Raw genomic sequence first — 22,825 nt, 5'->3', positions numbered from 1 at the left:
GCTTCACCCAGCCGTACTTTCAACACTGCGCCTCCGGCACACCTGAACCGCATCCGAGCGCCCGGGCCAGTAACCCTAAGAATCCGGAGGGAAGATCGGTTCGACCTTCCCTTCCAGATGCCGCACCACAACCGCTTGCGCGATCCTGTCAGCAACAGTCAGCATGCCCAACGTGCGGACCCCGCCACCGACTTTCGGTATATCAACGCCCAGCATTGCAGGAGGGAAATAGGCTCGACAAGGACATCCAATTCCAGATCTTGTCCAAGTTCCCCTGCAAGTCTTCCTCGAACATCTCCAAGGTCTGCCCGTCCACTCCCTGTACCCCTTGATTACCCTTGACTTTCTTGTATGCCTCCCAGACTTCCCACTTCGAAATATCGAACGGTTTGCCCAGTAATTCTCGCTTAGACATCTCCAGTTCGTCCCGAAAAAATACATCGGTGACTCTTGACCAAATGGCCACAGATGAGCCGGTCCCTTCGCTCCACCACCATTACAGCGGCTTCATCACTACTACCAACCAGTCCTTCAGCACCCCACGCAACAAGACCTAAAAGCCCATCCACCCACCCACAAAAAATGTGCCGGGCAAGTCACAAAAGTGCTTTCTCACGTTCCCCACACGAGCAGACGATCAGGCTCACGTCCCCTCCATACAGGACACCGCCTAGCCAACCAGCGCACACCCACCAGACCCATCCCGGAACAAGAAACAACGCCCCGGTTTTGATGTCATCCAGATATGTTTCGACACGTCAGCAGCGATTCGCTAACGCTCGTCTTCCCGATCCCCACCTGACACCTCATAGGATACCTTTTCCCCGATCTAACACCACGACGGTCTTCAACCAACGTACCCCCGCAACACATAGACGCCACCCAGATACTGCGGGCGCAACTCAACTCTGCCCCTGTCAATGCAGCTCCAGCCGAGACAGCACTGCTGGCCAGCGGGTGACCGGATTCAGCTTTTCATACCTTGTCACGACAGAATGGTGTTGTGACTGACGACACTTCCGAGTTGCCGGAGCAGGATCCTTTGCCGGGCCTCAACGCTGACCGGGACCCTGCACTGGCCCGTGAGCTGGCGGAGTTGCGGCTGGACAACGCCCGGCTTCGCAAACTCTTGGAACTGAGCGAGGAACAAGCAGCAGCCGCCCATGCCGATCAACCAGTCTTCGCCGCCACCATGCCAGCTGGCCCGGTAACCATGCACTCTGCACCGGAAACCAAGGTCCTGTTTTTTGAAAACCTATTTCGCTGCCGCAATGACGTGTATGCCACCCGCTGGGAAAACACGCAGGACGGCCGCTCGGGGTGGGTGCCCGCCGTCGTGGGTGGATGGCGCAAGGAAACACCGCGAGATAGCGTCTCCTTCCTCAAGCTCACACCTGCCGTCGTCGCCGACCATCTGAGGGGCGCTAAGCACATCGGTCTGTACCCGCTCACTGAAAAAGACACCTGCTGGTGGATCGCAGCGGATTTTGACGGCAGCGCAGCCATGATGGATGCCCTGGCCTACATCAAGGCCGCGCGGTTCCGCGGAATTCCCGCCGCACTCGAAATTTCCCAGTCCGGCCGTGGCGCCCACGTGTGGATCTTCTTCACGGAGGCCCTTTCCGCCGCAACGGCCCGTCAACTGGGCACGGGACTCATCCACGAGGCCATGGGCCTGCGTGGCAGCATGAGCCTGTCCAGCTACGACAGGCTGTTCCCCTCCCAAGATGCCCACACGGGCAAGGGCATGGGGAACTTGATCGCGGCCCCGCTGAATGGAAAGCGGCGCAACAAAGACGGGACCACCCTGTTTTTGGACACCACCACCCTGGAGCCTTTTGAAGACCAGTGGGCCTACCTGTCCAGCTTGGACAGGCTCACGCCGTCGGCCGTGAACGGGCATATCCGCCGCCTACCCTCAGTCCGCATGGGCAATGAGGTTCGCCAGCTGCAATTGCCGCAGTCCTCCAAAATCGTTCCCCGCCCGGCCATGGTTGTGCAAGTAACTTTTGCGTCCCGCTTGACTATCCGCGCCACCGACCTTGGCCCGGCCATGATCTCAGCCATCAAGCATGCCGCTTCCATGGCCAACCCCGAATTTTACGATCGCCAGCGGCAGCGCCGCTCCACTTGGAACATCCCCCGTTATCTGCACTTTTACGATGAAACTCTCGAAGGAGACCTCATCATCCCGCGGGGCCTCTTGTCCTTGCTGCAGAATCTGGTGGAGTCGGCCGGCAGCACCTTGCGCCTCGATGACCGGAGAACATCGGGAACCCCGCAGGACCTTAGATTCATGGGTGTCCTGCGCCCCGAGCAGCAGCAGGCCATGGACGCCATTGAAAACATCGAGCAGGGCATCCTCGTCGCGCCGCCGGGCGCCAGCAAAACGGTCATTGCCTGTGCGGCCATGGCCCACCGGGGAGTTTCCACGCTTGTCCTGGTAGATCGGAAGGCACTGGCGGACCAGTGGCGGAAGCGGATCCACGAACTGATGGGAGAGAAACCTGGCCAGATCGGCGGTGGAAGGTCGAAGACCACTGGAAGGATCGACGTCGCGCTTCTGCCCACCCTTGCCCGCCGCGACAACGTGGCCGAGCTGACGGCGGGCTACGGTTTCGTCATAGCGGATGAGTGCCACCATGTTCCTGCCGCGGCTTTCAGTCATGTGATGAACCAAATGCCTGCAAAGCACTGGCTCGGGCTCACGGCAACACCTTATCGGCGCGACAAGCTTGATGCATTGATGTACCACCAGCTCGGCGACGTGGTGCACACGATCACGGCGACGCCAGCCCAGCAGCTGCCACGTCATGAGCGCGAGGTCCCCTCCCCCACTCTGGCGCTGGAGGTGCACCGCACCAACTACATTTACACGGGTGACGCCGATCCCAGCGCGCCGGGTGGCATCTCCGAAATCTACAAGGACCTGGTGTCCAACGAGGCCCGCCTGCAGCAGATTTACGACGACGTCGTGGCGGCCTATGCGGCCAACTCACGTATCCTGCTGCTCACCACTTGGAAGGCGCACTTGGAACGATTTCGCGTCAAGTTTGCCGATGCGGGTTTGGCACCGGTAATCCTTTCAGGAGGCATGAAAAAGGCCGAGACGCGCGCCGCGGTGGAATTCCTCGACGCCGCCGACCCGGACAAACCGCTGCTGGTGCTGGGCACTGGATCATTCATTGGCGAAGGCTTTGACTGTCCCAAGCTGGACACACTTTTTCTTGCTGCGCCCATCTCGTTCAAGGGACGTCTTGTCCAATACGCGGGGCGCGTCACCCGGCCCTTTCCTGGCAAAACTCAAGCAACAGTCCATGACTACCACGACGAGCTCACACCCGTCCTGGCAGCATCCCTTGCACGGAGAGCTCCCGGTTACGTTTCGCTCGGATTCCCCGACCCGCGGCGGATGTGACCTGACTGTCTGCAACCGACGGCATGCCTCCCGTCGTCACGCTGCGCAACACGCCGAACCCAGCGGGCGGCGCCCTTTACCCCACAGCCGCGAAGGAGAGCAGCACGCGCGAGAGGTCCCGGTGCAGCTCCGAGTCCAAATAGTCCGGCGGCTCAATTCCGCTGCGCATCAGGTCCATGGCGCTGACCTTTGCACCGATCCGCACCGTGCCCACGCCCGGCCAGTCAAACAGGTCCGCATGCATGCCGCACTCCGGCGCCGCACCGGTCATGTTGGCGGAATAGCAGAAGTAGATCCCGTCCGGCTCCACCCCCAGAGTGGGAGTGCGCCCGCCAATGGGGGTGGAGGCAAGGTGCATGCCCGGAACCGGCTCCTGCTGCACCGTCATCGACTCATCCAAGCCGGTTTGCCCGGGTGCGCAGGCACCGCCGAGCCCGTTCAGACCCGCAGAAATGCTGATGGTGATGACCGACGCCGGATCCGTCACCGTGGTGGTATCCCCCGAGGGGTTTGGCTCCCGCTGGACCGTCCTGTTGACCGGAGTTTGGAAGGTAAACGCCCCGCGGGCGGACTCTTCCGTCTTCCAGCCAGCGGCCCTGGCCAGCGGCCCTGGCCAGCGGCCCTGGCCTGCGGCTGGTCCTGGCCTGGGGCAGGTCCTGCGCGGGCGCCGTGGAGCTGCCACTTGAGGTCTCCGTTGGTGTGGTTGCTGCGATCGCGGCGGTTTCCACCGTGATGGGCATGACGGCGTACGAGATGTCATAGGCGCCCGGGACACCAGCACCGTCAACGCAGTAGATGACGCCGCCTGCGGTAGCGCCGGCAATGTAGTAGCTGCCGTCCTCCGGTCGCTCGGTGGTGCCGATTTCCGCCCCCTGCCATCTGTCGCGGCACCTTTGCAGGAGTGTGGACCATGCCGCGATTCCAAACGCGCGTGTGATGGGCACACTCGTTCTGCACAGATCGCCGAACCAAGCTACCCAGCCGCACCAACGCCCCAAAATCCATGACTCCCGTTGCCCCCGCATGAGCCATGTCTCCTAGTCATCTTGGTCCACGGACTGGGTTTTGGAAGTGCAGGCTGCCCGGTCCAGGTGGTCACGCATCAAATGCGCAAAGGGGTCATGCTTGCCGACGACGTATCCAATATGGACGGTGAGCCCTACCTCCCGCGTTTCCAACCCCTCAAGAAGGCACAGGCGGAGTCTGCGGTCGAACTCGTCGAGCTTGAACACGTCGCACGAGGCGCTATGCCGCTATTGGTGCCGCCAAAAAAGTGTGCTGTAGCCCAGGTGTAGCGCTGTAGCGCTACACGAGTGTGTTCTTCCGCTACGCGCCTGTGCTGCAGGTTATGTCCTCACCAGGGACGCTAAGCGAGAATCCGCCGGCGGCAAATCCCGCCAGGGTCATGATGAAGCCAAAACGTGCCTGGTTCAGGCGCGCAGCTCGACAGGTGCCCATTTCGGCCAGCTTGGAGTGCCAATGAGCACACCGTTTTGGTAGGTTGCACGCAATCGGAACGGGTTGCGTGCACTGCTGTTGTCAAACACCTCGGTAACGTCGGCCAGCTGGATGGCCGCCCCGATGTGTGTCCACAGCCGCTGGTAACGGTCGCGTATCTTCTGCTCGGGCACAGCATGGCCGCCACGGCGCACTCGGTCGTGGACGCGCTGAACGGCAAGTTCAACAGGGACCATGAATACGTGCAGATGCACGAGGTAGCCGGCGTCGGCAGCATCACTGACGAGCTCAATCTTGCTGGGGTGAGAAAACACAGTCTCTGAGATGAAGGAATCCCGCGCCTCGATGCGGTCACGGCGCTGCGCTTCTGCGACACGCGCCGCCTCGTAAGCGTGCTCTAACTGTGTGTCAGGCCATTGTGCGGCTGCGATTTCGTCGGCGTTGATGAAGGGTAGGTGTGTGATCGGCGCCAAGACGTCCCTGACGTAACGGGACTTTCCAGAACCGTTGGGTCCCGCCAGCAGATGCAGTACCGGCATCAGCCGCGGCCCTGATGCACGACAATATTTCCGTCCTCGTCGAGCTCTGAGTAGGACTCTCCTGTTGCGGCGAAGTCAGCCTCATAGTTCAGGTTGTTACGCAGAGTCGCCACGCGGCTGGCCCATTCTGCGCGGACCATCGCCTGCTCCTGCTCGCTGAGGGAGTCATAGGAGCCAGCGCCGGCGAGGACCTGGGTAATCGCCCGATGGTTCACTGCCGGTGACATTTCCAGCTCGCGACCCAGGCGGGCCCAATGCGCGATCTGCTGGGGGACCGTACGCGAGGTTGTCTGCGTAGCCGCAAGTGCGGATTCGTAGACGTCGGCGGGGAGGCGGGTCGGCTGGCTGGTCCTGGTCATAATTCTATTGTAGCACCGTACTACCGACCGACCGCCGGTGAATGTTCCAACAGGCACCCTGGGTTTGAACAGCTCGGGTGGGTCAGGACTGTTCACACACAGGCTCGATGAGAAGTCTTCATCCGGCTAAGTGTGTCCTTATGGGGGCACTACGGGGACGCTTACGCGGATTGGCTTTCGTCACGCCGGCCTCGGCCAGGATCCGCCCGATCGTTGCCACGGAGGGGATCTTCTCGCCGAACTCAGCAGTATCCACACCTTCGAACCAGATGGACTACGGGCCGTTGTCCCACCCGGACTTCCTCAACCGCTCCCGAAGACGCAGGACCACCACCTTGGTCTGGTCCCATGGACCCTCACCGTGGTCTTCGGCGCCCTTGAGCGTGGGTTCAGGGCCTTGTTGCCCTCTGCAAGATAGCGATTCTTGATCTTGTAGTAGGAGGGCCTGCTGATGCCCAGTTGCTTGCACAACGCCGAGATGCTCGCAGCATCCGGCAGGCCCGGGTTCAACTCAATGTTCTAGCGGCGTATGGAAGCCGATAATGTATTTGACACATCCCATTGTCAACAGGTTCACGATGAAATCCGGACCAGTCAAGACGCTTACTACCTGCAAGCGATGTCTTGAGCGAGGCTGTAAACGATGTCCTGAGAGATCACATACCACTTCACCACACCCAAACCACTCAGGTGCTACCGAAAGCCTCCTCTAAACGCTGTTGGAAGGGCATCGTGCCATGGCACTCGGCGGGGCATTACTACGGCCCCAAACAGGTCGTTAATTCCTGAACGCTGCGGCAGGGCCTTGTTCCGCCGGGACTCCGGCACGAGTTCCAGTCTGCGGGTCCATGCACACGCGGTCTTGAGCATGGCCCCTGAGCAATCCTCGGCAGCCGCCAGCCGACTCAGGACTCCTGCCCTGCCGCACGGATTGCCTCATATGCCGAGCGCAGCACCTCGGCCAGTGGCCGGGACCGGACCGTGACATCGACCGCTGGAGCCTGGTCAAGCAGGAATCCATGGGCTGTGGCGCCACGTCGCAGCGGCACCGGAACGGGGGCAGCAAAAAAGTTGTCGAGTACTTCCGTCAACGGCGCGCCCGCGTGGGTTCCGGATTCGCCATCTGCAGCGTGCAGACGACTCAGGAGATCCTCCCGTTCCCGCCCCCGCCAGGAGAGGATCTGGAACGGGTCGTCATCGAAGTGTTCGGCCAGCAGGTAAAATACGGCAGCCAGGTGCTTGCAGGGCACCTCCCAGTCCGGGCACGAACAATCCATGCTCAGCTCCCGTGCGCTGTGCGGGAACAAGGACAGCCCCGCCGTCGCAAAGACGTCTTCAATGTCTGCCGGCATTTCCCCGGCAAGCAGCGTTGCCACAAACCAGGCGTTGCCGGCGAGCGCCTCCTCCACGGCGGCCCATTCGGCCTTGCCGAACGCGGCGATGCCGATCCGCACGCGGTACGGTTTCGCCCGCGAGCCCTGGACGCTGGCGGCAACGGTGCCGGCGTCGATCTCCAGGGAAATCACCTGGCCGCGCCGGGCATAGTTGCGCCCGCGTTGCAGCCGTCCACCCACGCCCAGGCCTTCGAGCACCTCAATGAACCGGCCCGACCACCAGCTGGTGCCGATGGCGCCCCGGACGCTTTTGGCCTTGACACCGCCTTCCACACTGCGCGGGGCCGTGTGCGGGTAGAACGGGGACTCGTAGCGGCGCCTACTCATTGACAGCCTCCTGGCTCAGTGCGAACAGTTCGCGCAGATTCTGGGTGGACAGCTCGGTCAGCCACCCTTCGCCGTCGCCCACCACCATGTTCGCCAGCGAGGCTTTCTCCTCAATCATGGCGTCGATACGCTCCTCAAGGGTGCCCCGGCAGATAAACTTGCGCACCTGCACCCGGCGTTTCTGGCCGATGCGGAACGCCCTGTCAGTCGCCTGGTTCTCAACTGCCGGGTTCCACCAGCGGTCAAGGTGGATGACATGGTTGGCGGCGGTCAGGTTCAGGCCCGTGCCGCCGGCCTTGAGCGAGAGCAGGAATATGGGCGGGCCCTCGGGTGACTGGAAACGGCGCACCAGCTCGGTCCGGTTTTGCCGGGAGGTCCCACCATGCAGATAGGCCACATCGGTGTCGAACCGGGCAGCCAGGTGCGGCATCAGCATTTCGGCAAACTCGGTGTACTGGGTGAAGCAAAGCACCTTGTCGCCCTCGGCAAGGATCTCCTCCAGAATTTCCTCCAGCCGTTCCACCTTGCCACTGCGCCGGCCCACCTCCGAGCCGTCGTGCAACAGTTGGGCCGGGTGGTTGCAGATCTGTTTCAGCTTGGCCATGGCGGCCAGCACGTTGCCCCTGCGCGCAATCCCGTCCGAGCCTTCAATCTTCTCCATCATGTCGTCAACGACCGACTGGTACAGGGACGCCTGCTCCGTGGTGAGCGTGTAGTACTGCTTGATCTCTATCTTTTCCGGCAGGTCGTCAATGATGGACGGGTCGGTTTTCACCCGGCGCAGCAGATACGGCCTTGTCATGGCGCGCACCCGCTCAGCGGCGGCCGTATCACGATGGCGTTCAATGGGGATGGCGTAGCGGGTGCGGAACAGTTCCGGCGTGCCCAGCAGCCCTGGGTTGAGGAAGTCCATGATCGAGTACATCTCCCCGAGCCGGTTCTCCACCGGGGTGCCCGTCAATGCGATCCGGTGGGTGGCGGTGAGCCGCTTGACGGCCTTCGCCGCGCGGGAGAGCCGGTTCTTCACCGCCTGCGCCTCGTCCAGGACCACCCGGTTCCAGGCGACAGCCTCAAACTCTTCCAGGTCGCGTGTCAACGTGGTGTAGGTGGTGACCAGCAGATCAACGCCAGCCAGTCCGGCGTCGAACTCGGCGCCGCGCAGCCGCTCCGAACCATGGTGCACACGCAAACGCAGCGCCGGGGCGAACTTTGCCGCCTCGGCCTCCCAATTGCCGATCAGCGACATGGGGCACACCAGCAGGGTGGGGCCGGCGTCGGGAGCCCGTTCGCGGTTGAGCGCCTCCAGCGCCAGCAGCTGGATGGTCTTGCCCAGCCCCATGTCATCGGCCAGGCAGGCCCCGAGACCCAGCGAGCCAAGGAAGTCCAGCCAGGCCAGGCCCCGTTCCTGGTAGGGGCGCAGTGTTGCCGTGAAGCTCGACGGCGGCGCAACAGTTTGGATGGTGGCCTCCGCCGAGCCGTCCAGCAGTGCACCCAGCCAGCCATCCGCGGTGACCTCGGCAATTTCCAGTGGCAGCCCTGCGTCCCCGGGATGCGCCCCGGCCAGGCGAAGCACGTCCGCGACCGTGCCGTGCGCCAGATCCCTGCGGCGCAGGAAGTCGATGCCGGCACGCAGTTGCTCGGGATTGACACTAACCCAATGACCGCGCAGCCGCACCAGAGGAGCCTTGGCCTGTGCCAGCGCGTCGATCTCCTCGTCGCTGAGGCTGTGCTCGCCAACGGCGATGCTCCAACGGAAATCGCACAACTGCTCACGGCCAAAGGCGGCAGGCTTGCCGGTGTCGTCGTCCATCGGTGTCGCTGCCGAAAGTTTCAGGCCCAGCTTCGCCTGTTTGTCCCACCATGCGGGCAGCTGAACACCGAACCCGGCTCCGTCCAAGGCAGGCGCCCCGTCCTGCAGGAACGCGAAGGCCTGCTCGCTGGTGAGCTCAAACCCTGTTGGCTGTGTCTGCCGCAGACCCTGTTCCAATCCCGGGTAGACGCGTGCGGCCCTGCCTAGTTCGGCAAGCAGCACCTCCTTCGGGTGGCCAAGCCACCGGGCGAGGGCATCGCCGTCGCGCCACACCTGCTCGGCCGCCACCAACAGACTGGGATCCGCTGCGGATTGGAGCAGGAACTCCAGCCTCCAGGGGTGGGAGTCGGCCTGGGTTTCGGCTGCCTCTGTGGCTGATCCGGCTCGTAGTTCCGGTGGCTGGTCTGCGTCTTCGTCCGCTCCGGTCCGCGGCGTGGCGAGGAGGTCAAGGGCGTCTGCGTTGCCGGGATTTTCCGAGAGCCGGAAGGTGGCCCGTGCAGGAGCATTGGATTCACGCGCATAGCTGCGCCACGGTGCCAGCTCCTCTTCCAGTGCGGCGAGCATGGGGGACGGCACACGGATGCGGGCATCCACCCCTCGCAGGGCCTCCACCCATGCCTCGGCCGCAGGCACTTGGCGGGGTGTGCGTCCCCGGCGGGATGGCAGCATGGCCATTCCCTCAGGCAGCCGGCCCCTCACCACGGCGTCCGCCAGCACGTCAAGGGCAAGGGCTGCCAGCGCACCGGCGTCCTCCGAAGCCGGTGCTGCCCGGAACGACGGCGGCATGCCGGCTGTGAGGTCGCTGAAGGCAAGTGCGTCGGGACCGCGCAGCACCGCCCGCCACCGGGCCTCAGCCACGACGTCGTCGTTCCCGGTGAGGGCTCCGGGGATGGTGGCATCGTCTTCATGGCCGGCGCCGTCCACCCAGACAATACCGGGAAGCACCCGACCGCGCTCGGCGAGCTCACCAGCAAATCGGACTAGTTCGCCGAGATACCGCACGGAGGCCGCGACGCGGACATCGACCAGCGGTCCTGCGTGATCCCTTTGGGACGGGCTTGGGAACAACGCGGCCGCGAGGTCTGCGCCGTCGTCCACGTTGTTGGTGGCGGCGAGAACCTCCGGATCAACCCACAACACGGGAACCGACCAGGGCAGCAGGGAAGGAACGGATGAACTTGCCGGCCGCGGCGCAATTCGCACAATCTCTGGAGAGTCCAGCGGCGAGCGGCGCAACGACGGCAGCAACAGCGTCGTCTCGCCAATCTCCCCCACGTGCAGTTTCGTGAGCGTTTCCGCCGAGGCTGCGAAGGGATGGGACCGGGCCGATTTCAGGCCTTGCTGGGCGCTCGTCACCGGTTTCCTGGAATCTTCGGCCCACAGGCCCGGACCTCGGTCAAGCGACCAGAACGCGTGAAGCACCAACAAGGGGGTTGCCTTTCTCGCCGGGAAATTCGACACCCCAGAGTACCACCGCAAGCGGCAATGCGGTCTCGTGCGTTGACTTTTGGAAACCCTTCGCAGCGCCGGTCATCTTGACTGCACTGCGGGCTTTTCGGCTGCTGTGAATTCATGCGACGGCGCAGCGCACGCAAGTGCGACGGCCGGGGTTTGCCTTAAGTGCGGGGCGCAGCTGACCCTGGCGGGGATGAGGGCGGGTGCCTTCATCCGTGTGCTGGCCGGAACTGGGCATGACAGCAGGCGCTTCGCCTTGATGCGCATCGGCCGGGCGTGCTGGCACCATGCCGTGGCTGAACCCGTGGCGTTCGGACTGAACGACGTTGTGCGGGTCCATCACCCCGCCCGGACATTGACCTGGCCAACACTCGCAGCCATGTTCGACGACGATCATCACGCCGTCGCAGGCGTGAGACCGTGCTGTTCTTGGTCCATCACGATCAGCCCTCTCGCCTCACTGCTCGGGCTGAAAAATGGGGCAACTCGCCCACCTCTGCGCAGGGCTCAACATCTCCCTGGTGGCCGAGATCGCACAAGCATACGGGTCGCCCACCAAGAAGTTGCTGACGAGCTGGATTTATGACACGAACCCTCGGCATCCCAGCAGCGTGGACCTCAAAGTCACTCTGGCAAATTTAGATGCCACTCACGGCAGTTCCTTTCACGACTCAGAACTTGCGCGAGGTGCGGCGACATCGCATGCACGGCGTTGTCGGATTCCAACCGACGACCCCCGCTTGCTGATCAGGGGTCAATGCCAACTTGCCAATGGGCCGTTTTGCCTTTTCCTGCATGGTCGTATTGCAACAATGGGAGATACTAAATAGCCCTTGTTGTGTGTTCAAAAGTATGGGTTTCGTATGACGTGGTGGGAACTCCCGCCCGACTGAGACACGGCCTCGAGCATGGCCAATCAACCACCAATGCTGCTCTTCTCATTCTACGCTTGATTCATCCAGAGGTAGCGGAAATCGCCGTTTGGACAGTCGTTCTTGGCCGTTTGCGGTCATCCTATATGTGTAAGCAGTGTTCTGAGGGTTGGAAGAATTGACAGGTTACCCGCGGACTCGTTTTCCTGCGCGGAGCGCGAATTCGTCCAAGGCTTCGATGATAGATGGGGCTATCCATACTTTGCGACCCTTGATGTGGCTGCTTGGCTTGAGTGTACCGAGGGATTCCAGGGTCGCGATGTTTCGATAGGCCGAGCTTGAGGATTGTCCAGTGAGCTCTATGAGCATCTCAGCCGTCAGTGCAGGCTCTCGCATCAACAGGTCCACCGTCCAACGCAGACTTTCACTTGGATTGTGTGGCAGTACCTCATAAATGCCTGACTGGGCATCCCGGATGCTGGCCGCCAGCTGCCTGCCGTTGTCCGTGGCGGAAAAAGTCGACTCGGCGTACATCTCTGTTATCCTTTCCGGGTTTCCGCTCTGGTAGGAGCCCAAAGCTTCAAAGTAGGATTTCGTGTTTGCCAGCAGACCCGAGGAGAGGGGAATTATGACTTTCTCCGTGACGCCCTTGTTTCGCAGCAGAGCACCGACAATGGCTCGGCCGGTACGGCCATTGCCGTCTGGGAAAGGATGGATCGTCTCGAACTGAGCATGGGCAATTGACACCTGGGTCAGGACGGGAATATCGTCGCGCCGGATGAACTCAATTAGATCGACCATAGCTGCTTCGACGGCTTCATGGCGGGGCGGGACAAAGCTTGCCGCGTGAGGCGAATTTCCCCCGATCCAGACCGCTTGGGTGCGCAGCCGGCCAGCGATTTCGGGATGGGTAGCCTCCAACAACACCCGATGCATAGACAAGATATTTTCCAAGCTAATGTCCTCGGAGAGATCGATGGCTGCTCGCATTGCGGTGACATTGGAGGCAATCAGCGAAGCGTTCGTGCTTGAATGATCCCCGAGTTGTGCCAGCGCAATCTTTTTGGCGCCAGCGGTGAGATTCTCAATTTCCGAGCTGGCTGCGGACTCGCTGCGCAACAGAAGCGCGGCGAAGGGCGCAGCATCTTCCCCGAAGTCACGGTCGAACCGAACCATGTCGATAGTCGCCTCTTCAGCGAGTGCTGCCACGGGACTACTGATGAAAGGCTCACTACGGGCAATGTGTGGCACTACGGCAGCATGGTAGGGGCCCCGGGCCATGAGCCGCTGACGCCGGGAGGCACCAGCATCGAGTGCGCCAGCCCACTGAACTTCCTCGGAGCCAACGACCGGCCAAGGGCCACGAACCTGATCTGTTGATTTGCGTTGATAGTTCATATCGGCCTCCCTGGTGGAATCCACAAGCGTTATTCTCCCAATAATACCCGATTCTGGGAAAATGGATGCTCTGTTTTCCCTTGGTTGTTTTCTGAAAAAGACAGCTGCGTATCCCAGGCAATGGTGGATACACCGATTCCAACAGCAAGTCGGCACAAAGCTTTGGAGTGCGACACCGGGCGATCGCAGAATGCCGACATGGAGCGTCAAAAACCACAGTTGACGAAGACCCTAATGGACGCAATTTCGTGAGGGTCTCAACCTGTTCGCTCAGGTACATCCCGATGGACATCCGCTTCCCGCAGAGCTTGGGCGCAGGAAAGCTAGCGACACGTGTGCGTCTGTTACGCAGCTGTCACGGTGTCCAAGTGCTCCCTGCTGATTTGCATAATTAGTCATTGGAGACGCGGCAACGGTCGAGCCATCTCTACGTTCGGCAAAACGGTCATTGACACCCCCAATACGGTAGGTCTGTACGAGCTACGCCGAAATGGATATTTTCGTGGCCATGTCTTCTCGAAAAATCCGGGCCGCGGGGTAAGCAACCAGCGGCTGGCTTTGTCCCGCCGAGTTCAAACCGACGAGCGTTTCAACCATAGGTTCGAATAGCGGATACACCTGCGGCCGACTCCTGCGGAAGGCAGAAAGGGTCGCGACAATCACTGCCGCGAAACCAGTCCACCTGGCAACCGCCACGACTCTCCCATCGAGGAAGACGTTGAGCAGCAGTGCGATGTATCGGCAGCAAATGGACGGGCAAAAGTGACGGACCCCGATCGCTCCAACGTGGCGGCCAAGCCACCTCGCCGGATAACAGTCCACGACAAACCATTCTTTGCTAATGAACAGGTAGTCACCACGGCACCCGAAACCGAAAATCTGACTTGCATTCCACGTCAAAAGTATGAGTTAAAGATGACTCGAGTTGACATACATCCCGTCCAACGCCATCAAGGCCTTCAAGGCCTTCAAGGCCTTCAACTACCCCATTATTACGGGTTTTTGGAAGCTACTGACCGCCAATGGGCCTCCTATGGGATTCGAACCCATGACCCCCGCTGTCGTCTCTATCCCCGATTTCGACTTGTCAAAAGCCGTTCCTTGTCTTTGCTGGTGCGAAAGGCACGCAACAATGGATGGTACTGAAGCGTCGGCAATTGTCGCCCATTTTAATGTGTTTCTAATGAGTCGGTTACATTCATCCGTTCTTTCAGACCAATGCACAGCCATCCGAAAATATTCGATGCCACATCGGTGACTTATGAGCGAGATCCCATGCAGGCCAGTCGACGGCTTCAGCATCACATGCGTCCAGTCAGTGTCTTGGACACGCTTGGCCATGTACGCTATGAATCGCCTATGGCGGAGACGGACGCGCACAAGTCTGGCTTGGCTAGCTACTTTCGATGTTTTGGAATCTGGCGGAGAATGCGGCCAGCCAAGTGTCTACGTCGGCGAGCAAGTCCTGTTCTTGAAAGCGTGTGGCCAAGCTGTCGACCATATGTTCACGAACAATCGTGGCGTTCTGTGCGGAGTACATGGCTATGAGGTGGCTCGCTCCCTCGTTGACGACGCTGCGCATCGCGGCGTGTGCTCGTGCATGGAACATCATAGTCTCGGCAACTTCAGCGCCGTCGGTGACCATCATCAGCAGGGCGATATCCCCTGAGTCCTTGGGTCGGAGCCGGTCCGGACGCCGATCCGCCTCAGCCAGCCGTTCGTGGACTTTATGGGCCTTGGCAATCAGGAGCGCCGCGGGACCTGCCACATAGGCTTTGGCGGACGTTGTGGGTTCTGCGTCTATCGTGGATATTTCTGTGAGGACTCGGTCGTGGACTGCCAGTTCCAAACCGTAGGCCCGGGTCGTTGCCTTGTCCTGTCCTGCAATCCTTGCTGTTCGGCCCTTCTTGCCGGCATATCCTTCGGGCACCAGAAGATCCACGGTGGTGCGTTGTTCCCACGGCAGCCCCCGTTCGCTGGAATACCCGTAGATTCCTGGACGTTCCTCCCGTGCAGGCTCCAAGCCAATTGAAGCCATGAGCTCTAGTATTTTGGGGTCTTCCGCGACAAAGACCGGATCGATGACAAGATCGCCATCCCGCGTCGATTCCATGTCAATGGGCCCCCACTTTTTCTGGACCCAAACATGAACCGCATGCGCGCCGACAATAGTTAGCGCCTCTGCATACGGACCCAACGCAATAATGGTCGTGATCAGCAACCGCCTCGAGCGTTCAGCCCCATAACGAGCATCTTCCATCCGCGGCTGGCGAGAAATCCCTGAACTACCGTTCATGCTGCTCGAGCAAACGCTGGCAGGAAACTGAGCGCAACATCAGCCTGGCGCCCCGGAGAGGCCAGCGCGTCAAGCATCCCCCACTCCGCGCTCAACATGGCTGTGCCCTTCACCTTGCGCATAAACCGGCGTGCGCTCTCCGTCGACGGCAAGACCACAACACTGGCCCTGGCAGATGGCGACATCGCCGGAAAACCCGTCAGCTTTTCAGGATTGTCCACATACACGACGGGAGTGAAGGAACTGGTCTGGGAAACATCACCTGACACAGCCTCCAACGACGAAACAACAGGATTCGCCCCCTGTTCTTCAAGCCGCTGAACGAACTCTGCGAGGGAAGAATCAAGGGCAAAGAATCGCGCGCCAGGCCTCTTGGTAACTGGAGCCAAATTCGCTGTCTGTGCCAGTTTCCCAAGGAGTCGTCGCCGCTCTGCGCCGGTGGCATTTTGGATACGGTCCAAGGCCACCGCGTAGGGCAAGTCACTGCCCGAATCAGACAGAGTTTCCGTCAGTTGAAAACCAGCTCCTAAAGCGATCCGCTGCAACATCGCATACGTCGGTTCAACCGCTCCCGACTCAATTCTGGTGATCGTTGAAGCAGGCAGGCCAATAAGCTCAGCAAATGCCGTCTTACTGAGCTGCCGCTTGAGGCGCATTCGACTTACGATAGACGCCGCCGTGGGAGTGACCATACAACCAAGCCTACGGTCAGCCTTGCATATACGCAAGGGGTCAATCAGACTCGCCTAAAGTGCAAGGGCCATGAGGTCAGTCGCTTGATTTCGCGAGCACTTTAGGCGTCTCGTCGATTGAACGCCGCATGGCCCTGCTAGTCTTCATGCATCACGATCAGCCCGCTCGCCTCACGGCTCGGGCTGATTTTCTTTTGCGGAGCGGACCGGCAATGGAATACAGGAAGCCTTGGCTATCACTTGACCACCAGGTGAGCGAACGGCAAAACCGTCGGTTCGTCATGACCGAAGGCCATGAGTGATCGCAAGTGTCGGCTGTTGAGACAACAAAACCTCCATTCGGTTGTCCGGCCACATCTCGATCTGCGGTTGCTTGCCCAGGTCGTTATGCTGGTCCACAATGCGGACGGCATCAGCAGTAACTCCCGGACAAGTGCATCTCATGCACCGACCGTTTCACGTATTCAGTGTCCGACGGCGTTTCCCCCGTCGGTGCCAAGTCACCGACGGCAACGCAGTCCGGCACACTAGCGGCAACGGCCTGGCGTCCACAGGAGTCGCGGTCTCCGGTCGGCTGGGCATCGGCGCCGCCTTGGTGCTGCTGGGTGGCATCGCATTGCTGATGTTGTTCCGCCGCCCGCGCCAGCAGTAGAAGGATGGCCGGGCGTTCCGTCCCGGTGGTTATCCCCCAGCTGGGTGCCACCCTGTGTGCAGCATCCAGCTTCGCCACACGCCCAGGGGCGGTGTTGTCCGCAGGATTCGCCGCCTTGACCATGCGGGCCAGTGGATTTGACCGAACCCGGGCAAAGTGCTTCTCCGCAAGCTCGCTCTTTCGCTTGGTCATGGCACCTGACACCCGCAACAACTTCCTGCGTAAATCCCTTCGCCAGCAGGCCGGTGAATCCGAGCCCGGTGTCCTCGAACATGTCATGCAGCCAGTCGACGGCAACAGCTTCCGCCGGCGCCCGCCTTGTCGACCTGGCCAGTATGCGCCGTTCGGGCATTGTTGGCGGCCAATGTGGTCATGTCTTGAGCTTTTCCCATGGGATCAGTTTGTTGGACGCATGAGGTACCCGTAATCCATGGTCACGCCTTCGCGACGGCTGCCCACGACCGGTGACAGGCTCTCTGCTGCAGGGCCGGCTGGGAACTGCGCCGATGTGATGCCGGGTTCGGCGAAACGCCGTCTTGTCTGGTCCCATTTTTCGAGTTGCTTCAAGTACCGGCCGTTGCTAGGGTCAGCCTGATTCTCCCACTAAAATTGGATGCCAGGAACCTCAGGGCTCCGGTCATGGTTGAGTGATGGGTTTTGAAGTTCGTTGGGTTTCGGGGGTTTTGGGTGGCTGGTGGGTGTTAATTTTACCCATGCTGCGATATAATAGAGCTAGTGTTTGTTGTCTATCGGAGGGTGAAATGATGGTTTTCATGACTGCTCAACTTCCCCTGCCGGTGGCGATGAATCCTCTTGCCGTGCCCGTAGGTTTAGCAGTGTCCTTGGTTGAGGACGATCTGGGCGGGGAAGTTTATATTCGCGGGCAGCTCTGTGATGTGTGGGATGCCGGGGATGCTGCAGCACGGCGTTGGGCGGCAGTGAAGTTGGTGCGTCTGGGTGCGGCCACTCAGGCGCAGATCGCGGCAGCGTTCGGAGTTTCCTCCGTGGCGGTATGGAAATGGGTTCAGCTGGCAGCCACTGGTGGGGTTACCGCTTTGGTGGCAGAGAAGAAGGGGCCCAAGCGCCCGTCCCAGCTGGTCACTGCCACGATCGAGCGCATCGTGGCCTTGCGCGCACAAAACCGGTCCCTGCGGGCCATCGGTGAGGCCGTGGGCGTCTCAGAATTCAGTGTTCGCCGCGCCCTGAAAATCGCGGAAGAGCAGGCTCTGGCTACTGCGGAAACAACCGCACCTGCTGGTGCGGGAACTCTGAACCCAGCACCCACTCCTGCTCCTGAGTTGGGTCTTCCTTTGCTACCGGCACCGGCGCCGCGTTCCACCGAACGTGCCGCTGCCGGCATCCTCGAATATGCTGCACCGGTCTTCGCCCCAGCTGCTCATATCCGGCATGCTGGCCTGTTCCTGGCCCTCCCCGCTCTGGAAACCACCGGCCTGCTCTCCTGCGCGCGGGAAGTGTACGGTGCGCTGCCGAACGGGTTCTACGGGCTGGAAACCGTCCTGATTGATGCGGTGCTGCGTGCGTTGGCGGGGGAAGCCAGAGCTGAAGGAGCAACCCGTTTCGACCCGGTAGAACTCGGCCGGGTGCTGGGTATGGATCGGGCCCCGGAAGTAAAGACCATCCGCCGCAGGATCAACCAACTCGCCCAGAGGAGCAAAGCCAGCGAGTTGATTGCGGCCTTGGCTGCCCACCACCTCAAAGCGAGCGGCCCGGGTGGGGAGGAACTGTCCGCGATCCTCTATGTTGACGGGCACGTACGCGCTTACCAAGGCACGAAGAAGATCGGGAAGCTTTACTCGACCAGGTTGAAGTTCCCCGTCCCCGCGACCGAGGAAACCTGGGTCAGTGACGCTCATGGGGCTCCGGTGTTTGTGGTCATGGCTGCCCCGGGCGCGTCCCTGGCCGGTGAGCTACGCAGGCTCCTGCCAGAACTACGCACAGCTGTTGGTGACGAGCGGCGCGTGCTGGTTGGCTTTGACCGGGGCGGCTGGTCACCAGCGTTGTTCAAACACATGGACGAGTCAGGCTTTGATGTGCTGACCTGGTACAAAGGCACCACACCGGACATCAGGGATGAACACTTCCACGAGGTCTCTCATACGGATGAGCAGGGTGAAGTAAAAACGTGGGTCGTGGCCGATACGCTCGTCGATCTGCCCCTGACGACCACAAAGAAAACCGGTGAAGTCTTCCAAATCCGGCAAATCAGCCGGATCGTGGCTGCGACTGGTGGTGGGACCCGGCAGATTCATATCCTCACCACCTACCGGGCTCTCCCTGTTGGGGAAGTGGTGTATCGGATGGGGAACCGGTGGCGGCAGGAAAACCAGTTCCGCTACGCCCGGATGCACTTCGGTCTGGACTCCCACGATTCCTATGCCAGCAGTGATGACGATGAGGATCGGCTGGTGCCGGAACCGTCAAAAGCCAGGGCCTATCAAAAAGTTGTGGCCGCTCGGAAGGCTCATGCCGAGGCTGCTGCCATTGCCGATATCAACCTGATGGCACTGAAAACCCCAGCAGAAGGGTCCAAGGAGCTTTCCGTTACGGTCACCAGTGCCATGCATAACCAGGCCATGGCACCCTTGTGGGAAGCAGAAACGGCGTTGATTCAAGCAGAGAAAATTCACAAAAGAATCCCCGCCAAAGTTCGGATCGGGGACCTAAACCCGGGCCAGCAAGTCCTGGACACCGAAACGAAAATGATCCATACCGGGATCCGAATGGCCGCCTACAACACCGCGATGAGCCTCGCCCGGGAAATCCGAACCAACACCGGCTACAAACGCGCCAACCAAGAAGCCCACGCCCTCATGCGCCAGATGCTCAACCATCCCGGGGACATCGACACCAGCAAACCGGGCTACCTCACCATCGCCCTGGAGCCCCTACCCACCCAAGCCAAAACGATCGCCGCCGCCGAGCTATGCGAACACCTCACCGCCACCAAAACCCGCTACCCAGGCACCGAACTGATCCTCAAATACACCATCAAAAACCGGGCGCACTCCTAAAAGCATTAGATCGCCATGACCGGAGCCCTGAACCTATGAACGCGCTCAAAATCAGGCTCCGCAGCCATCAGCTCCTCGCCGCTGCCATTACAGCCACGTGCATCGGGATAGCTGTGCTGGTCACTCTGGACCTGCTCCTAGTCGGTCCGCTGTACCTGGTGAGCCTAGCCGGGGTAGCTGCGGCCTGGTTCGCGCGCAACCGTGTTCTGCGAGTCGTTGGGTTCACCGTGGCCGGGGCTTTCGTAGTCCTGATGTTCAGCATCGGGCTGTTGGGCCACGAGATTCTCGGGCTATCCGTCGTCGGAATCTGCGCAGCACTCGCCGCTGACCGCTATGGATTGCCCTGGCTGCGCATTTCGTCAGGCCTGATTGGCTTCTTCTTTGGAACATCGCCGATTTCCATGCTGATTCAGAGTGCAGCTGCCGGCCCGTTCAAGATGGCATTGCTCTTTCTGGCCCTGGCTACGACCGTGATCTCCCTGATTGTTCTGGTTCCAGCGTTGACAACCGTTGCACTCAAATTCGATGCGCTGGGCATTGCGCTGCTCACTGCCAGTTTCAGTCTGGCCGCCAGTGGTCTGCTGGGATTCTTCACGCTGAGCATGGACGCGATTACGCAGGACAGTGCCGAGTTCGAAAAATCGGCGGCCTACTTCGCCATGATGATCGATGTGCTCGGGACGCGCGTCAAGGACGTCGTCATGTCGATTGCTGTGCCGGTGATTTTTGGCATTTGGGGGCTTGTCCGCGTGTTTTCTGCCCGCGGCTACGCACCAGAGCAATCCCAGCGCGGGACGCTGGCTCTTCACGTCGCTTCAGCGGTGACACTGACCGCCTACTGCATCAATGCCGTCATTTTCGGGTTGATCGGCATCCACTCCCCGCTAAACTACGCGGCGCCGGTTTTTGAGTTCGGGGCCTTGGTACTGTGGATCATTGCCGTGGTGATTGCCAGGAATACTTTTGCGCTGGTGCGGATCCATCATCTTCCGGGAAATTCCTTGGACTTGCGAAGCCGGGTCGCCATCGGTGTACTACTCATCGCACCGGCTGCCGGTGCCGCGCTCGAACTTGTCTTGGCCCTGGTGCCGGTCATGAACGGTCAAGTTACACCGTTCAGCTAATGTTTGGCTGGCGGATATTATCCGCATATCCTCAATTCGTATCGCCTCAAATCGGGCGGATCAGTTCTGCGTTCACGCGTCGGCATTGCTGGCCGCGCTGGCCGTTGATGAGGGCCGGGCAAATTCGGAAAAAGGGGTATCCATTTAGATGCCCGTGGAACCGGTAGGCTGAAATGACATCAAGGACCCCCGCACTGCGTCAACAGCCGGGGGCATGGACTTACACCGAGAAGGGGTGTGCGTCGTTATCAAGCCTACCGTCATGCCGATTGCGGGTCAGGATTATCCTGGCGACCTTGCACAGATGCGCGCTTGGTTTCCCGATGACGAGGCCTGTCTGGATTACCTGGACTGGCTTCGGTGGCCGAATGGGTTTCAGTGCCCAGCCTGCGAGAGTTACAGCGCTACCAGGCAGGCTGGGCGGTACCGGTGCAGGTCTTGCCGCAAACGCGTTTCGGTGACCGCGGGAACGCTCTTTGACAAGACGCGTACGCCGTTGACGGTCAGGTTTGAAGCCGTGTGGCTCATGACTGCCGGGAAACAGGGTGTCTCCGCTGCGCATCTACATCGTGTGCTGCCGATCTCTTCGTATCAAACAGCATGGACGATGCTCAGCAAACTGCGCTCCGCGATGAGCCCGGCAGGCAGCCTTCTCTTGGCGGGGCGTGTTGAGGTTGATGAGACCTTCATCGGCGGTCCACGCCCCGGCACGGTCGGACGGGGTGCTGCCGGAAAGACACTGGTCGCAGGAGCCATTGAGGTCAAGGACCACGGGTGGGGACGTGCACGGTTGGCGGTGATTCCTGACGCGTCTGCCAGTTCGCTCAAACAATTCATTCGGGCCAACATCGAGGCCGGGTCCACCGTGGTTTCCGACGGGTGGAGCGCCTATCCGGGAGCGCTGGAAGGGTATGAGCACGAACGGTTGAACGTGTCGGCGTCGGGAATGCCAGCCCATCATTCGCTTCCTGCGGTGCATCGGCTTTTCGCGTCGGTGAAGCGACTCATTGATGGTACCTATCAGGGCTCCGGGACGGCGGAGCATCTGCCGGAATATCTGGACGAGTTCGTGTTCAGGTTTAACCGACGTCATAGCAGTAGCCGGGGCCTGGTGTTTCTGCGGTTGCTTCAACGGGCAATCCTCGCCCAACCGGTTTCCTACCAGGAGCTGGTGCGCGTGCCGAAACCCAAGTCTGCAAGTCCGACCGGGGTGAGTGGGCCGCGAGCTCAGCCGGGGTCCTTGAATATCGGGCCGTTAGACCGCCCTTGGCGAGTCAACGGCTCCAAAATCGACAAGTGAGTGCAGTTTGGGCATCTAAATGGATACCCCTTTTCGGAAATTAGCCCGTCGGGATCAAGCTCGTTGTGCCCCAGTTCGATTCTTTGCCCCCGCTCTTCGGCCAGGAAGTCCCGCGAGGGCTCGATGTCCTGCGACATAACACCCGGTGCGGGCCAGGGCTCAATTCAATGAGTTTTTAATGAGTTCGGTCGGAACGGCGCATCCCGGGCCACTCCCCCCACAGCAAAGCTGCAGGTCAGCGGCATCATCCCGACCCCAATGTCGGATTCGAATCGACGACTGTTGCGTTCGAACACCAAAGCCATTTAAAAGCGAAATGACGAGGTGGAAACCCACCCCGCCACTGCGAAAAACCCGTAAATCCGGGCTTTTTGCCCCTCAAAATCAGAGGGCCCCCTATCGGATTCGAACCGATGACCCCCGCTGTCGACGCGATCGACCAAATCGACTTGCCAAAACCCATTCCTGGCCCTCGTTGCCGCGGTAGGGATATGACAATACATGACACTGAAGAGTCGCCACTTGCCACCCAATTTAATGAGTATTTAATGACTCGGTTGTATCCAGCCGAGTGTTATCTCGCAGGACATCGGTGACAGTTCTCCCTCAACACATCGGTGACACAATGGCGGTTCTTGGTGGTGACACTTCTCGCCGGCGTTACTGGGGTTTGGCCGTCCGGTGCTGGTGGCAAAGAAT

At 60.6% G+C, this 22,825-nt stretch carries 14 protein-coding genes and 1 pseudogene; 4 read left to right on the top strand and 11 right to left on the bottom strand.

Features of this window, described 5'->3' with window-relative positions; all coding sequences use genetic code 11:
- Positions 1 to 1,003: 1,003 nt before the first annotated feature.
- A complete protein-coding gene (locus QMG25_RS19170) occupies positions 1,004 to 3,418 on the top strand; it encodes a DEAD/DEAH box helicase (protein ID WP_283462693.1) in 2,415 nt (804 codons plus the stop codon).
- A 76-nt stretch (positions 3,419 to 3,494) separates the two neighbouring features.
- On the opposite strand, the gene QMG25_RS19165 is transcribed toward QMG25_RS19170, so the two are convergent.
- The 11 genes and pseudogenes from QMG25_RS19165 to QMG25_RS19120 all read right to left on the bottom strand — a co-directional run bounded on the left by QMG25_RS19165 (position 3,495) and on the right by QMG25_RS19120 (position 16,862).
- On the bottom strand, positions 3,495 to 4,100 hold the full coding sequence (locus QMG25_RS19165) for a hypothetical protein (RefSeq protein WP_283462692.1): 606 nt from the start codon (positions 4,098 to 4,100) through the stop codon (positions 3,495 to 3,497).
- A 355-nt stretch (positions 4,101 to 4,455) separates the two neighbouring features.
- Complete coding sequence (locus QMG25_RS20670; RefSeq protein ID WP_502866454.1) at positions 4,456 to 4,650, bottom strand: hypothetical protein; 195 nt, start codon at positions 4,648 to 4,650, stop codon at positions 4,456 to 4,458.
- A gap of 198 nt (positions 4,651 to 4,848) precedes the next feature.
- Positions 4,849 to 5,415 carry an ATPase gene (locus QMG25_RS19160; protein WP_283462691.1) on the bottom strand — a complete coding sequence of 189 codons (567 nt, stop codon included), beginning with the start codon at positions 5,413 to 5,415 and terminating at the stop codon, positions 4,849 to 4,851.
- Positions 5,415 to 5,774, bottom strand: coding sequence for a TA system antitoxin ParD family protein (locus QMG25_RS19155; RefSeq protein WP_283462690.1), 360 nt, complete (start codon positions 5,772 to 5,774; stop codon positions 5,415 to 5,417). The genes QMG25_RS19160 and QMG25_RS19155 overlap by 1 nt, the downstream gene beginning before the upstream one ends.
- Before the next feature lie 136 nt (positions 5,775 to 5,910).
- Positions 5,911 to 6,290: pseudogene (locus QMG25_RS19150) on the bottom strand (helix-turn-helix domain-containing protein); the annotation flags it as partial.
- 389 nt (positions 6,291 to 6,679) lie between these two features.
- Positions 6,680 to 7,495 carry an SWIM zinc finger family protein gene (locus QMG25_RS19145; RefSeq protein ID WP_283462689.1) on the bottom strand — a complete coding sequence of 272 codons (816 nt, stop codon included), beginning with the start codon at positions 7,493 to 7,495 and terminating at the stop codon, positions 6,680 to 6,682.
- Positions 7,488 to 10,727, bottom strand: a complete 3,240-nt coding sequence (locus tag QMG25_RS19140; RefSeq protein ID WP_283462699.1) for a DEAD/DEAH box helicase — start codon at positions 10,725 to 10,727, stop codon at positions 7,488 to 7,490. The genes QMG25_RS19145 and QMG25_RS19140 overlap by 8 nt, the downstream gene beginning before the upstream one ends.
- Before the next feature lie 1,091 nt (positions 10,728 to 11,818).
- Entirely contained in the window at positions 11,819 to 12,841 is a 1,023-nt protein-coding gene (locus tag QMG25_RS19135) for a Fic family protein (protein ID WP_283462688.1), read from the bottom strand.
- A 1,582-nt stretch (positions 12,842 to 14,423) separates the two neighbouring features.
- On the bottom strand, positions 14,424 to 15,143 hold the full coding sequence (locus QMG25_RS19130) for a hypothetical protein (protein WP_283462687.1): 720 nt from the start codon (positions 15,141 to 15,143) through the stop codon (positions 14,424 to 14,426).
- A 179-nt stretch (positions 15,144 to 15,322) separates the two neighbouring features.
- Entirely contained in the window at positions 15,323 to 16,018 is a 696-nt protein-coding gene (locus tag QMG25_RS19125) for a helix-turn-helix domain-containing protein (protein ID WP_283462686.1), read from the bottom strand.
- A 412-nt stretch (positions 16,019 to 16,430) separates the two neighbouring features.
- Positions 16,431 to 16,862 (bottom strand): hypothetical protein, encoded by a 432-nt coding sequence (locus tag QMG25_RS19120; protein WP_283462685.1) that lies wholly within the window; start codon positions 16,860 to 16,862, stop codon positions 16,431 to 16,433.
- A 581-nt stretch (positions 16,863 to 17,443) separates the two neighbouring features.
- Between QMG25_RS19120 and QMG25_RS19115 the strand changes: the two genes are divergently transcribed.
- The 3 genes from QMG25_RS19115 (at position 17,444) to QMG25_RS19105 (ending at position 22,126) form a co-directional block, all read left to right on the top strand.
- On the top strand, positions 17,444 to 19,702 hold the full coding sequence (locus QMG25_RS19115) for a putative transposase (protein ID WP_283462683.1): 2,259 nt from the start codon (positions 17,444 to 17,446) through the stop codon (positions 19,700 to 19,702).
- Positions 19,703 to 19,737: 35 nt separating this feature from the next.
- Entirely contained in the window at positions 19,738 to 20,826 is a 1,089-nt protein-coding gene (locus tag QMG25_RS19110) for a hypothetical protein (protein ID WP_283462682.1), read from the top strand.
- A gap of 262 nt (positions 20,827 to 21,088) precedes the next feature.
- A complete protein-coding gene (locus tag QMG25_RS19105) occupies positions 21,089 to 22,126 on the top strand; it encodes an IS1595 family transposase (protein ID WP_283462681.1) in 1,038 nt (345 codons plus the stop codon).
- The last annotated feature ends 699 nt before the right edge of the window (positions 22,127 to 22,825 follow it).

The sequence above is a fragment of the Arthrobacter sp. H35-D1 genome (assembly GCF_030063185.1).
Taxonomy (GTDB): domain Bacteria; phylum Actinomycetota; class Actinomycetes; order Actinomycetales; family Micrococcaceae; genus Specibacter.
Note: the sequence above shows the minus strand (reverse complement) of the source record. Positions and strands in the feature narration are given on the sequence as shown.

Excerpts from the sequence above, each read along its gene's own strand:
- QMG25_RS19130 (WP_283462687.1), bottom strand. The coding sequence starts at position 15,143 with ATGGAATCGACGCGGGATGGCGATCTTGTCATCGATCCGGTCTTTGTC.
- QMG25_RS19145 (WP_283462689.1), bottom strand. The coding sequence starts at position 7,495 with ATGAGTAGGCGCCGCTACGAGTCCCCGTTCTACCCGCACACGGCCCCG.
- QMG25_RS19125 (WP_283462686.1), bottom strand. The coding sequence starts at position 16,018 with ATGGTCACTCCCACGGCGGCGTCTATCGTAAGTCGAATGCGCCTCAAG.
- QMG25_RS19160 (WP_283462691.1), bottom strand. The coding sequence starts at position 5,415 with ATGCCGGTACTGCATCTGCTGGCGGGACCCAACGGTTCTGGAAAGTCC.
- QMG25_RS19155 (WP_283462690.1), bottom strand. The coding sequence starts at position 5,774 with ATGACCAGGACCAGCCAGCCGACCCGCCTCCCCGCCGACGTCTACGAA.
- QMG25_RS19120 (WP_283462685.1), bottom strand. The coding sequence starts at position 16,862 with ATGACCAAGCGAAAGAGCGAGCTTGCGGAGAAGCACTTTGCCCGGGTT.
- QMG25_RS19115 (WP_283462683.1), top strand. The coding sequence starts at position 17,444 with ATGACTGCTCAACTTCCCCTGCCGGTGGCGATGAATCCTCTTGCCGTG.
- QMG25_RS19105 (WP_283462681.1), top strand. The coding sequence starts at position 21,089 with ATGCCGATTGCGGGTCAGGATTATCCTGGCGACCTTGCACAGATGCGC.
- QMG25_RS19110 (WP_283462682.1), top strand. The coding sequence starts at position 19,738 with ATGAACGCGCTCAAAATCAGGCTCCGCAGCCATCAGCTCCTCGCCGCT.